Raw genomic sequence first — 12701 nt, 5'->3', positions numbered from 1 at the left:
CATGCGGGCGCGCATTACGCGCCCAGCCACATCATCAGGTGCTCGACGCCAGGGCCGAGCGCAAGCGCCGGCACGTAGGTCAGCGCGCCCACCAGCAGCACGGTGCCGAGCAGCAGCACGACGAACAGCGGACCGTGCGTCGGCAGCGTGCCGCTCGTCGCGGCGATGCGCTTCTTCGCGGCGAGCGAGCCGGCGATCGCCAGCACCGGCACGATCGTGCCGAAGCGGCCGAACCACATCGCGATCGCGGTCATCCAGTTGTAGAACGGCGTGCCGACCGTCAGGCCCGCGAACGCACTGCCGTTGTTGTTCGCGGCCGAGCTGAACGCGTACAGGATTTCCGAGAAGCCGTGCGGGCCCGGGTTCGCGATGCCGGCCTTGCCGGCATCGGCGAGCACCGCGATCGACGTGCCGACCAGCACCAGCAGCGGCGTGAGCAGCACGACGATCGACACCATCTTCATCTCGTACGACTCGATCTTCTTGCCGACGTATTCCGGCGTGCGGCCGATCATCAGGCCGGCGACGAACACCGCGAGCAGCGCGAACACCAGCATTCCGTAGAGGCCCGAGCCGACCCCGCCGTAGACCACCTCGCCAAGCTGCATCAGCAGCATCGGCACGAGGCCGCCGAGCGGCGTCAGCGAATCGTGCATCGTGTCGACCGCGCCGCACGACGCGGCCGTCGTCGCGACCGTGAAGATGCCGGTCTGCGCGATCCCGAAGCGCGTTTCCTTGCCTTCCATGTTGCCGCCCGGCTGCAGCGCGCTCGCCGACTGGTCGACGTGGAGCACGGCGAGCGTCGGGTTGCCGGCCTGTTCGGCGCTGACCTCGAAGCCGACCGCGATCACGAACGCGACCGTCATCGCCGCGAGCACCGCGATGCCCTGGCGGCGGTCGCCGATCATGCGGCCGAACACGAGACACAGCGCGGCCGGGATGATCAGGATCGCGAAGATCTGGATGAAGTTCGCGAACGGCGTCGGGTTCTCGTACGGGTGCGCGGAGTTCGCGTTGAAGAAGCCGCCACCGTTGGTGCCGAGCATCTTGATCGCTTCCTGAGACGCGACCGGGCCCATCGCGAGCGTCTGCTTCGTGAGCCGGGTCGGCACCGTCACCGGGTTGCCCTTGGCGTCCTTCACCGGGTTGCCCTGTGCGTCGAGCTTCGGCGCCGCGTAGGTGCTGGCCTGCAGCACCGGCACGTCCTCGAACGCCTTCATGTTCTGGATCACGCCCTGGCTCATCAGCAGCGCGGCGATGATCACCGACATCGGCACGAGCACGTACATCGTCACGCGCGTGAGGTCGACCCAGAAGTTGCCGATCGTCTGCGCGGTATGACGCGCGAAGCCGCGAATCAGCGCGATCACGACGACGATGCCGGTCGCCGCCGACAGGAAGTTCTGCACGGTCAGGCCGAGCATCTGCGTCAGGTAGCTGACGGTCTGCTCGGGCGTGTAGTCCTGCCAGTTCGTGTTGGTGACGAAGCTGACGGCCGTGTTGAACGCGCCGTCGACCGTCATCGCGCCGAACTGCTGCGGGTTGCCGGGCAGGAAGCCCTGCAGGCGCAGCAGGCCGTAGAGGAACAGTGCGCCGAGCGCATTGAACGCGATCGTCGCGATCGCGTACTGCTTCCAGTTCATTTCGGTGCCGGCGTCGACGCCGGCGATGCGGTACAGCACGCGTTCGAGCGGCCCGAACACGCGCACGACGCGCGAGCTGCCGTCCATCACGGCCGTCAGGTAGCGCGCGACCGGAACGGCCGCGGCCAACAGCACGACGATGAACAACAGCGATTGCAACAGGTTGTTCGCGTTCATTCGATGTCCTCCGCGCGCAGCAGCGCAAAGACGAGATACGCGAACAGCAGCGCGGTGGACGCGCCTGCCAGCCAAAGCATCCAGGTCATGCTCGCCCCCCGCGACCGTATTGCACGAGCTTCTCGCAACCGGCAATCAAACCGAGGATCAGCGCGGTGAAAAGCACCAGGGCGCCGATAAAAACCCCATCCATTTTTGTGTTCTCCGTCATCGAACTCAGACGACTAGAACCTTATGGGAACGCACGTAAAGGACGGGTCAAAGGTATCGGGGCGGATATAAAAAACGTGTAAACGCGGACGGGAGAAAACCGGAGACAGGACGGGCGGCGCCGCGGCGCGCCCGCGAAGGCGCGTGCCGGCGTGGCGCCGGCACGCAGGGACGGGTCAGGGAACGAGGATCGTCGAGCCGGTGGTCTTGCGCGCTTCGAGATCTTCATGCGCGCGGCCGACTTCCGCGAGCGGATAACGCTGGTTGATGCTCGTCTTCACCTTGCCCGACAGCAGCACGTCGAACAGCTCGGCGGCCGCGGATTCGAGATCGGCGCGCTTCGCGATGTACGAGAACAGCGTCGGGCGCGTGAAGAACAGCGAGCCACGCGACGAGAACTCCTTCGAATCGATCGGCGGCAGCGGGCCCGACGCGTTGCCGAAGCTGACGAACAGCCCGAGCGGCGCGAGGCTGTCGAGCGAGCCGACGTAGGTATCCTTGCCGATCGAATCGTAGACGACCGGCACGCCCGCGCCGTTGGTGATCTCCTTCACGCGCTGCGTGAAGTTCTCGCGCGTGTAGACGACCGGATGATCGCAGCCGTGCGCCTTCGCGAGCGCGGCTTTCTCGTCGGAGCCGACCGTGCCGATCACGGTCGCGCCGAGCGCCTTCGCCCACTGGCACACGAGCAGGCCGACGCCGCCGGCCGCCGCGTGGATCAGGATCGTGTCGCCGGCCTTCACCGGGTACGTGCGGCGCAACAGGTAGTGCGCGGTCAGCCCCTGCAGCATCACCGACGCCGCGTCGTCGTAGCTGATGCCGTCCGGCAGCTTCACGAGCCGCTCGGCCGGCAGCACGCGCTCCTGCGCATACGCGCCCGGCGGCTGCCCGACATACGCAACGCGGTCGCCCGCCTTGAGCGCGGTCACACCGTCGCCGACGGCCGTCACCTCGCCCGCCGCCTCCATCCCGAGGCCGCCGGGCAGCGGCTGCGGATAGAGGCCCGTGCGGAAATACACGTCGATGTAGTTGAGCCCGACCGCATGCTGCCGGATGCGGACTTCGCCCGCCTTCGGCTCGCCGACCTCGACATCGACCCACTTCATCACGTCCGGGCCGCCCGGCTGGTCGTATCGGATTGCTTTCGGCATCGTTTTGCTCCTTGTCTGTCAATCGGTCAGGAAAAAATCCGGGTCGCCGATGCGCGGGCCGGCCGATTCATGCGGGAACCGGGCGGCAGGTGCGCGTCGCGACGCACGATTCTCGCGCGTGGCCGCTGTCCGTGCATGGCCCTGCCGACGGCAGGGGCAATCGGGCGCGGCAAGCGCCTAGCAAACGTCCTGCATGTTCCGCGCCAGATCGTCGAGCAGCATCCGCGCTGTCGCGACGTTGGTCGCGACCGGCACGTCGTGCACGTCGCATGCGCGCACGAGCGCGGTGATGTCGGGGTCGTGCGGCTGCGCGGTCATCGGGTCGCGCAGGAACACGACGATGTCGACGCGGCCGTCGGCCAGTTCCGCGCCGATCTGCAGGTCGCCGCCGAGCGGCCCCGACAGCTTGCGCTCGACCTCCAGCCCGTGCGCGGCCGCGATGCGGCCGCCCGTCGTGCCCGTTGCGACCAGCCGGCATTGCGCAAGCGTCGCGCGGTATTGACCCGCGAGCGCGACGATCTCGTCCTTCTTCGCGTCGTGCGCAATCAGTGCGATGCGGGGTTTGCTCATCTCCAGTTCCTTCGTCGTTCGGTTGTTGTCGTGATCGTGAATCGGGGGCGTCAGAACGTGCCCGGATACGCGCCACCGTCGAGCAGCCAGTTCTGCCCGGTGATATAGCCGGCATGCACGCTGCACAGGAACGCGCACGCCGCGCCGAATTCGTCGCGCGTGCCGAGGCGGCCGGCCGGGATGTCCTTCGTGCGCCGCGCGCGCATCTCGTCGACCGTCACGCCCTGCGCCTGCGCCGACGCGGCGAGCGTCGTCGCGATCCGGTCGGTGTCGAACAGCCCCGGCAGCAGGCTGTTGATCGTCACGCCCTGGCCGGCGACCTTGCGCGACAGCCCGGCGACGAAGCCGGTCAACCCCGAGCGCGCGCCGTTCGACAGCGCGAGCACGTCGATCGGCGCCTTCACGGCCGAACTCGTGATGTTGACGATCCGACCGAAGCCGCGCGCGATCATCCCGTCGATGGTCGCGCGGATCAGCTCGATCGGCGTCAGCATGTTCGACTCGAGCGCACGGATCCAGTCGTCGTGCGAGAAGTCGCGGAAGTCGCCGGGCGGCGGCCCGCCGGCATTCGTCACGAGAATATCCGGCTGCGGGCACGCGGCGAGCGCGGCCGCGCGGCCGTCCGGCGTCGTGATGTCGCACGCGACCGCCGTGACCGACACGCCGGACGCCGCGCGGATCGCGTCGGCGGTCGCCTCGAGCGTGTCGCGCGTGCGCGCGACGATCACGAGATTCACGCCCTCGGCGGCCAGCGCTTCCGCGCAGCCGCGCCCGAGGCCCTTGCTTGCCGCGCACACGAGCGCGGTCTTTCCTGCGATGCCGAGATCCATCGTCGATTCCCTGGTGGCGACGCGCGCCGATGCGGCCCCGTGTCGCGCCGGTGGGCGGGCGAACGGGCGCGCGCGGCGCGCGGATTGTCGTGAGACGTCGATAATATCCGGATCATGCGACGCGCCTTGGTAAAATTGCGGCCATAAGCGGCGGCCGGCTCGGCGCCGTCGCCCCGATCCCCTTTTGCCGTCAAGGCGCCCCCGTCATGAAACAGGACAGCCGTTTCCCGAATCTCTTCATCCTCGATCACCCGCTGATCCAGCACAAGCTCACCCACATGCGCGACAAGGACACGTCGACGCGCACGTTCCGCGAGCTGCTGCGCGAGATCACGCTGCTGATGGGCTATGAGATCACCCGCAACCTGCCGATCACGACCCGGCGGGTCGAAACCCCGCTCGTCGAGGTCGACGCGCCCGTGATCGCGGGCAAGAAGCTCGCGATCGTGCCCGTGCTGCGCGCGGGCATCGGGATGTCGGACGGCCTGCTCGACCTGGTCCCGTCCGCGCGCGTCGGCCATATCGGCGTGTACCGCGCCGAGGACCACCGCCCGGTCGAATACCTTGTACGCCTGCCCGACCTCGAGGATCGCGTCTTCATCCTGTGCGACCCGATGGTCGCGACCGGTTATTCGGCCGTGCATGCGGTCGACGTGCTCAAGCGCCGCAACGTGCCGGCCGCGAACATCATGTTCGTCGCGCTCGTCGCCGCGCCCGAGGGCGTGCAGGTGTTCCAGGACGCGCACCCGGACGTGAAGCTGTACGTCGCGTCGCTCGACTCGCACCTGAACGAGCACGCGTACATCGTGCCGGGCCTCGGCGACGCGGGCGACCGCCTGTTCGGCACCAAGAACTGACATGCCTGCGCGGCCGCGCGGCGCGCGGCCCGGTCCGCGGCGGCCTGCCCGGCCGTTCGGCCATGCGCGGCGGCCCCGATCCGACGGTCGCCGCGTGATAAAATCTCGATCCACTCGACACGCGCGGCCCCGCGGCTTCATGCCCGCCGAAACGGCCGCCGATTCAACGACACATTGGCACAATCGCCCGCGCTGCGCGCCCGGGCACGGAGAAAGGTATGGCTGGTCATTCGAAATGGGCCAACATCAAGCATAAGAAGGCAGCGGCCGACGCGAAGCGCGGCAAGATCTGGACCCGCCTGATCAAGGAAATCCAGGTCGCGGCGCGCCTCGGCGGCGGCGACGTCAACTCGAACCCGCGCCTGCGTCTCGCGGTCGACAAGGCGGCCGACGCGAACATGCCGAAGGACAACGTCAAGCGCGCGATCGATCGCGGCGTCGGCGGCGCGGACGGCGCGAACTACGAGGAAATCCGTTACGAAGGCTACGGCATCAGCGGCGCGGCGATCATCGTCGACACGCTGACCGACAACCGCACCCGTACGGTCGCGGAAGTTCGCCACGCATTCTCGAAGTTCGGCGGCAACATGGGCACCGACGGCTCGGTCGCGTTCATGTTCGATCACGTCGGCCAGTTCCTGTTCGCCCCCGGCACGTCCGAAGACGCGCTGATGGAAGCCGCGCTCGAAGCCGGCGCGAACGACGTGAACACGAACGACGACGGCTCGATCGAAGTGCTGTGCGACTGGCAGGAATTCTCGAAGGTGAAGGACGCGCTCGAAGCCGCCGGCTTCAAGGCCGAACTCGCCGAAGTGACGATGAAGCCGCAGAACGAAGTCGAATTCACCGGCGACGACGCGGCGAAGATGCAAAAGCTCCTGGACGCGCTCGAGAACCTCGACGACGTGCAGGACGTGTATACGAACGCCGTCATCGTCGAGGAATGAGATGCCGGCCGCCGTGCTCCTGTCGCGGCGGCGGCCCGACCGATTTCGCGGCCGGCGCGCCTGAGCGTGCCGGCCGCCCTGTTTTCTAGTCTGCGGGGAATCCCATGAAACTACTCGTCGTCGGTTCCGGCGGCCGCGAACACGCGCTGGCGTGGAAGCTCGCGCAGTCGCCGCGTGTCCAGATGGTCTACGTCGCGCCCGGCAATGGCGGCACGGCGCAGGACGAGCGTCTGAAGAACGTCGATATCACGTCGCTCGACGAACTCGCCGATTTCGCGGAACGCGAAGGCGTCGCGTTCACGCTCGTCGGGCCGGAAGCGCCGCTCGCGGCCGGCATCGTCAACCTGTTCCGTGCGCGCGGCCTGAAGGTGTTCGGCCCGACCCGCGAAGCCGCACAGCTCGAAAGCTCGAAGGATTTCGCGAAGGCGTTCATGAAGCGTCACGGCATCCCGACGGCCGACTACGAAACCTTCTCCGATGCGGCCGCGGCCCACGCGTACATCGACGCGAAGGGCGCGCCGATCGTCGTGAAGGCCGACGGCCTCGCGGCCGGCAAGGGCGTCGTCGTCGCGATGACGCTCGAGGAGGCACACGCCGCCGTCGACATGATGCTGTCGGGCAACAAGCTCGGCGATGCCGGCGCGCGCGTCGTGATCGAGGAATTCCTCGACGGCGAGGAAGCGAGCTTCATCGTGATGGTCGACGGCAAGCATGCGCTGGCGCTGGCTTCCAGCCAGGACCACAAGCGCCTGCTCGACGAGGACCGCGGCCCGAACACCGGCGGCATGGGCGCGTATTCGCCCGCGCCGATCGTCACGCCGCAGATGCACGCCCGCGTGATGCGCGAGATCATCATGCCGACGGTGCGCGGGATGGAGAAGGACGGCATCCGCTTCACGGGCTTCCTGTATGCGGGCCTGATGATCGACAAGGACGGCAATCCGCGCACGCTCGAGTTCAACTGCCGGATGGGCGACCCGGAAACGCAGCCGATCATGGCGCGCCTGAAGAGCGATTTCTCGAAGATCGTCGAGCAGGCGATCGCGGGCACGCTCGACACGGTCGAACTCGACTGGGACCGCCGCACCGCGCTCGGCGTCGTGCTGGCCGCGCACGGCTACCCGGACGCGCCGCGCAAGGGCGACCGCATCAACGGGATCCCGGCCGAAACCGCGCAGGCCGTCACGTTCCATGCGGGCACGACGCTCGGCGACGGCGACAAGCTCGTGACGTCCGGCGGCCGCGTGCTGTGCGTGGTCGGCCTCGCCGATTCGGTGCGCGAAGCGCAGCAGCATGCATACGACACGATCAACCAGATCAATTTCGAAGGCATGCAGTACCGCCGCGACATCGGTTTCCGCGCGCTCAACCGCAAGAGCGTGTGAAGTCGCAACCGCCGCCCCGCCCTCGCGCGGCGGCGGCCCCTCTGCCGGGGTTCGATAGAATGCCCGGCAGATGCCTTTTTTACGGCCCCCGCTTCGGGCGGGGGCAGCCAGTCCAGACATGACCGATTCGACCTACGACGTGGCGCGCGTGCGCACGTACCTCCAGGGCCTGCAGACACGCATCGCCGATGCGCTCGGCGCGCTCGACGGCACGCCGCTCGCGACCGACGCATGGCAGCGCGGGCCGGCCGAACGCCTGCGCGGCGGCGGCTGCACGCGGATTCTCGAAGGCGGCCGCGTGTTCGAACGTGCGGGAATCGGCTTTTCGGACGTCGCGGGCGACGCGCTGCCGCCGTCGGCGAGCGCGGCGCGCCCGCAGCTCGCGGGCCGCGGCTTCGAGGCGCTCGGCGTGTCGCTCGTGCTGCACCCGCGCAATCCGTACTGCCCGACCGTGCACATGAACGTGCGGATGCTGATCGCGACGAAACCGGGCGAGGAGCCCGTGTTCTGGTTCGGCGGCGGCATGGATCTGACACCGGTTTACGGTTTCGAGGACGACGCGCGGCATTTCCACCAGACGTGCAAGGATGCGCTCGACCCGTTCGGCGCCGAGCTCTATCCGCGCTTCAAGAAATGGTGCGACGAGTATTTCTTCCTGAAGCACCGCAACGAGATGCGCGGCATCGGCGGGATCTTCTTCGACGATTTCTCCGAACCCGGATTCGAACGCTCGTTTGACATGATGCAAAGCGTCGGCGATGCGTTCCTGCAGGCCTACCTGCCGATCGTCGAGCGCCGCGCCGACCTGCCGTACGGCGAGCGCGAACGCGACTTCCAGGCGTACCGCCGCGGCCGCTACGTCGAATTCAACCTCGTGTTCGACCGTGGCACGCTGTTCGGCCTGCAAAGCGGCGGCCGGACCGAGTCGATCCTGATGTCGATGCCGCCGGTCGCGAACTGGCGCTACAACTGGCAGCCCGAACCGGGCACGCCCGAAGCGCGCCTGTACAGCGACTTCATCGTGCCGCGCGACTGGGTCTGAGCCCGCGCGCCCCGCTGCCCCAAGAAAAGGACGCGTTTCTGGACACCACCGCCCGCCCCGCCCCGCTGCCGCGTCGTATCGGCTTGCTGGGCGGTACTTTCGACCCGATCCACGACGGCCATCTCGCGCTCGCGCGCCGGTTTGCCGAGCGGCTCGGCCTGACCGATCTCGTGCTGTTGCCCGCCGGGCAGCCGTACCAGAAGCGCGACGTGTCGGCCGCCGAGCATCGGCTCGCGATGACGCGCGCAGCCGCGGATTCGCTCGTGCTGCCGGGCGTGACCGTGACCGTCGCCACCGACGAAATCGAGCACGCCGGCCCGACCTACACGGTCGACACGCTGGCGCGCTGGCGCGAGCGGGTCGGCCCGGACGCGTCGCTGTCGCTGCTGATCGGCGCCGACCAGCTCGTGCGCCTCGACACGTGGCACGACTGGCGCAAGCTGTTCGACTACGCGCACATCTGCGCGTCGACGCGACCGGGCTTCGAGCTCGGCGCGGCGCCGCCGGACGTCGCGCAGGAAATCGCCGCGCGGCAGGCCGGCGCCGACGTGCTGAAGGCCACGCCGGCCGGCCACCTGCTGATCGACACGACCCTCGCGTTCGACATTGCCGCGACCGACATCCGCGCGCACCTGCGCGAATGCATCGCGCGCCATGCGCAAATGCCCGATGCGTCGGCCGAGCATGTGCCGGCCGCCGTATGGGCCTATATTCTTCAACATCGCCTCTACCACACCTGATTCCATGGATATTCGCAAACTGCAGCGCGTGATCGTCGACGCCCTCGAAGACGTCAAGGCGCAAGACATCAAGGTGTTCAACACCAGCCACCTGACCGAACTGTTCGACCGCGTGGTCGTCGCATCGGGCACGTCCAACCGCCAGACCAAGGCCCTCGCATCGAGCGTGCGCGACAAGGTCAAGGAAGCCGGCGGCGACATCGTCAGCTCCGAGGGCGAGGAAACCGGCGAATGGGTGCTGGTCGACTGCGGCGACGCCGTCGTGCACATCCTGCAGCCGGCCCTGCGCCAGTACTACAACCTCGAGGAAATCTGGGGCGACAAGCCCGTGCGGATGAAGCTCGGCGGCGGCAAGGGCCCGAACGGCGGCTTCGCCACGGCCAGCGAAGACGACGAAGACGAGGAAGAAGCAGCGCCGGCCCGCCCGGCACGCAAGACGGCCGCCCGCCGCCGCTAAGTCGCGACGAATCGTCCCGATGAAGCTTTTCATCCTCGCGGTCGGCCACAAGATGCCGGGCTGGATCGCATCCGGCTTCGATGAATACACGAAGCGGATGCCGCCCGAGCTGCGCATCGAGTTGCGCGAGATCAAGCCAGAACTGCGTTCGGGCGGCCGCAGCGCCGAAAGCGTGATGGCGGCCGAGCGGCAGAAGATCGAGGCCGCGCTGCCGAAGGGCGCGCGCATCGTGGCGCTCGACGAGCGCGGCCGCGACTGGACCACGATGCAGCTCGCGCAGGCGCTGCCCGGCTGGCAGCAGGACGGCCGCGACGTCGCGTTCGTGATCGGCGGCGCCGACGGGCTCGATCCGGAACTGAAAGCGCGCGCCGACGTGCTGCTGCGCATCTCGAGCATGACGCTGCCGCACGGGATGGTGCGCGTGCTGCTCGCCGAACAGCTTTACCGGGCGTGGAGCATCACGCAGAATCACCCCTACCACCGCGCATGACGTGTCGTCCTCGAGACGCGCGCCGCGCGCGCTCACCGAGATAACGACACATGCCGTCCAGCACGTCCGCCGCGCTTTTCCCGACCCTTTACCTCGCTTCGCAAAGCCCGCGCCGCCAGGAGCTGCTGCAGCAGATCGGCGTACGCTTCGAGCTGCTGCTGCCGCGCCCCGACGAGGACGCCGAGGCACTCGAGGCCGAACTGCCCGGCGAAGCCGCCGATGCGTACGTCCGGCGCGTGACCGTCGCAAAGGCCGAGGCCGCACGCGCGCGCCTCGTCGCGAGCGGCAAGCCGGCCGCTCCGGTGCTGGTTGCCGATACCACCGTCACGATCGACGGCGCGATCCTCGGCAAGCCGGCCGACGCCGATGACGCGCTCGCGATGCTGACGCGCCTCGCGGGCCGCGAACACGCGGTGCTGACCGCCGTCGCCGTGATCGATGCCGGCGGCGAGCTGCTGCCGCCCGCGCTGTCGCGCTCGTCGGTGCGCTTCGCGGCCGCGTCGCTCGACGCGTACGCACGCTACGTCGAAACGGGCGAGCCGTTCGGCAAGGCAGGCGCGTATGCGATCCAGGGGCGCGCGGCCGAATTCATCGAGCGGATCGACGGTTCCCATTCGGGTATCATGGGTCTGCCCCTTTTTGAGACCGCGGCGCTGTTGCGCGCCGCGCGTGTCGCCTTCTGAATCCCACCATGAACGAAGAAATCCTGATCAACCTCACGCCGCAGGAAACGCGGGTCGCACTCGTCCAGCAAGGCGCGGTGCAGGAGCTTCACGTCGAGCGCACGCTGTCGCGCGGGCGGGTCGGCAACATCTATCTCGGCAAGGTCGTGCGCGTGCTGCCCGGCATGCAGTCGGCGTTCATCGACATCGGCCTCGAGCGCGCGGCGTTCCTGCACGTCGCCGACATCTGGCATCCGCGTCTCGCCGGCGAGCCGCAGTCGAATGCACCACACCAGCCGATCGAGAAGACCGTGTTCGAGGGCCAGACGCTGATGGTCCAGGTGATCAAGGATCCGATCGGCACGAAGGGCGCACGGCTGTCGACGCAGGTCAGCATCGCGGGCCGCACGCTCGTCTACCTGCCGCAGGAACCGCATATCGGCATCTCGCAGAAGATCGAGAGCGAGGCCGAACGCGAAGCCGTGCGCGCGCGCCTGACGGCGGTGATCCCGCCGGACGAGAAAGGCGGCTACATCGTGCGCACGATCGCCGAGGATGCGACCTCCGACGAACTGGCCGGCGACGTCACGTACCTGCGCAAGACGTGGGCGACGATCGTCGCGCAGGCGCAGCGGCTGCCGGCGACGAGCCTGCTGTACCAGGATCTCGATCTCGCGCAGCGCGTGCTGCGCGATTTCGCGAACGACGACACGACGCGCATCCAGGTCGATTCGCGCGAGACCTACCAGCGCCTCTCGGAATTCGCGTCCGAGTTCACGCCGGCCGTGAGCCCGAAGCTGCACCACTACACGGGCGAGCGGCCGCTGTTCGACCTGTACAACATCGAGACGGAGATCCAGCGCGCACTGTCGCGCCGCGTCGACCTGAAGTCGGGCGGTTACCTGATGATCGACCAGACGGAAGCGATGACGACGATCGACGTGAACACCGGCGGCTACGTCGGCGCACGCAACTTCGACGACACGATCTTCAAGACCAACCTCGAGGCCGCGCACACGATCGCGCGGCAACTGCGGCTGCGCAACCTCGGCGGGATCATCATCATCGACTTCATCGACATGGAGAACGCCGAGCATCGCGACGCGGTGCTGTCCGAACTGAAGAAGGCACTGTCGCGCGACCGCACGCGCGTGACAGTCAACAGCTTCTCGCAGCTCGGGCTCGTCGAGATGACGCGCAAGCGCACGCGCGAATCGCTCGCGCACGTGCTGTGCGAGCCGTGCCCGACCTGCCAGGGCAAGGGCCAGGTGAAGACGCCGCGCACCGTGTGCTACGACATCCTGCGCGAGATCCTGCGCGAATCGCGGCAGTTCAACCCGCGTGAATTCCGCGTGATTGGCGCGCAGCAGGTGATCGACCTGTTCCTCGACGAGGAGTCGCAGCATCTCGCAATGCTGATCGACTTCATCGGCAAGCCGGTGTCGCTGCAGGTGGAATCGAACCTGAGCCAGGAACAGTACGATATCGTGCTGATGTAAAGGTCCGTCGAGTACGGTTGCGCGAATCCCGCCCGGCACGG

Annotated in this window: 15 protein-coding genes; 9 read left to right on the top strand and 6 right to left on the bottom strand. The window is 68.0% G+C overall.

Translation table 11 applies throughout. The features are described 5' to 3' along the window. Positions 1 to 14: 14 nt before the first annotated feature. From kdpA to JYG32_RS00965, 6 genes are all read right to left on the bottom strand, one after another. Positions 15 to 1820, bottom strand: a complete 1806-nt coding sequence (gene kdpA, locus JYG32_RS00985; protein WP_213264388.1) for a potassium-transporting ATPase subunit KdpA — start codon at positions 1818 to 1820, stop codon at positions 15 to 17. Beyond that, positions 1817 to 1909, bottom strand: a complete 93-nt coding sequence (gene kdpF, locus JYG32_RS00980; RefSeq protein WP_006752209.1) for a K(+)-transporting ATPase subunit F — start codon at positions 1907 to 1909, stop codon at positions 1817 to 1819. The genes kdpA and kdpF overlap by 4 nt, the downstream gene beginning before the upstream one ends. Then, positions 1906 to 2031 carry a hypothetical protein gene (locus tag JYG32_RS39420; protein ID WP_283842729.1) on the bottom strand — a complete coding sequence of 42 codons (126 nt, stop codon included), beginning with the start codon at positions 2029 to 2031 and terminating at the stop codon, positions 1906 to 1908. The genes kdpF and JYG32_RS39420 overlap by 4 nt, the downstream gene beginning before the upstream one ends. Positions 2032 to 2206: 175 nt before the next feature. Continuing rightward, positions 2207 to 3181, bottom strand: a complete 975-nt coding sequence (locus tag JYG32_RS00975) for a quinone oxidoreductase family protein (RefSeq protein WP_174383228.1) — start codon at positions 3179 to 3181, stop codon at positions 2207 to 2209. A 177-nt stretch (positions 3182 to 3358) separates the two neighbouring features. Next, the gene (locus JYG32_RS00970) at positions 3359 to 3751 is read right to left on the bottom strand and encodes a methylglyoxal synthase (protein ID WP_111016456.1); all 393 of its coding nucleotides are present in this window, start codon (positions 3749 to 3751) and stop codon (positions 3359 to 3361) included. A gap of 50 nt (positions 3752 to 3801) precedes the next feature. After that, positions 3802 to 4581, bottom strand: a complete 780-nt coding sequence (locus JYG32_RS00965) for an SDR family oxidoreductase (protein WP_174383227.1) — start codon at positions 4579 to 4581, stop codon at positions 3802 to 3804. 206 nt (positions 4582 to 4787) lie between these two features. Between JYG32_RS00965 and upp the strand changes: the two genes are divergently transcribed. The 9 genes from upp to rng all read left to right on the top strand — a co-directional run bounded on the left by upp (position 4788) and on the right by rng (position 12660). Continuing rightward, positions 4788 to 5438 (top strand): uracil phosphoribosyltransferase, encoded by a 651-nt coding sequence (gene upp, locus JYG32_RS00960; protein ID WP_174383226.1) that lies wholly within the window; start codon positions 4788 to 4790, stop codon positions 5436 to 5438. Positions 5439 to 5656: 218 nt separating this feature from the next. Beyond that, on the top strand, positions 5657 to 6385 hold the full coding sequence (locus JYG32_RS00955; RefSeq protein WP_034184847.1) for a YebC/PmpR family DNA-binding transcriptional regulator: 729 nt from the start codon (positions 5657 to 5659) through the stop codon (positions 6383 to 6385). A gap of 104 nt (positions 6386 to 6489) precedes the next feature. Then, positions 6490 to 7770, top strand: a complete 1281-nt coding sequence (gene purD / locus JYG32_RS00950; RefSeq protein ID WP_174383224.1) for a phosphoribosylamine--glycine ligase — start codon at positions 6490 to 6492, stop codon at positions 7768 to 7770. Between the two features lie 118 nt (positions 7771 to 7888). Then, entirely contained in the window at positions 7889 to 8812 is a 924-nt protein-coding gene (gene hemF / locus JYG32_RS00945) for an oxygen-dependent coproporphyrinogen oxidase (RefSeq protein WP_174383223.1), read from the top strand. Positions 8813 to 8826: 14 nt separating this feature from the next. Beyond that, the gene (locus JYG32_RS00940; RefSeq protein WP_213265352.1) at positions 8827 to 9552 is read left to right on the top strand and encodes a nicotinate-nucleotide adenylyltransferase; all 726 of its coding nucleotides are present in this window, start codon (positions 8827 to 8829) and stop codon (positions 9550 to 9552) included. Between the two features lie 4 nt (positions 9553 to 9556). Beyond that, on the top strand, positions 9557 to 10009 hold the full coding sequence (gene rsfS / locus JYG32_RS00935; RefSeq protein WP_174383222.1) for a ribosome silencing factor: 453 nt from the start codon (positions 9557 to 9559) through the stop codon (positions 10007 to 10009). A gap of 19 nt (positions 10010 to 10028) precedes the next feature. Continuing rightward, the gene (rlmH, locus tag JYG32_RS00930) at positions 10029 to 10499 is read left to right on the top strand and encodes a 23S rRNA (pseudouridine(1915)-N(3))-methyltransferase RlmH (protein ID WP_059468149.1); all 471 of its coding nucleotides are present in this window, start codon (positions 10029 to 10031) and stop codon (positions 10497 to 10499) included. Between the two features lie 50 nt (positions 10500 to 10549). Beyond that, a complete protein-coding gene (locus JYG32_RS00925; protein ID WP_174383221.1) occupies positions 10550 to 11182 on the top strand; it encodes a Maf family protein in 633 nt (210 codons plus the stop codon). An 8-nt stretch (positions 11183 to 11190) separates the two neighbouring features. Further along, entirely contained in the window at positions 11191 to 12660 is a 1470-nt protein-coding gene (gene rng, locus JYG32_RS00920; protein WP_174383220.1) for a ribonuclease G, read from the top strand. Positions 12661 to 12701: the final 41 nt, after the last annotated feature.

The sequence above is a fragment of the Burkholderia pyrrocinia genome (genome assembly GCF_018417535.1).
GTDB classification, from domain to species: domain Bacteria; phylum Pseudomonadota; class Gammaproteobacteria; order Burkholderiales; family Burkholderiaceae; genus Burkholderia; species Burkholderia pyrrocinia_E.
Note: the sequence above shows the minus strand (reverse complement) of the source record. Positions and strands in the feature narration are given on the sequence as shown.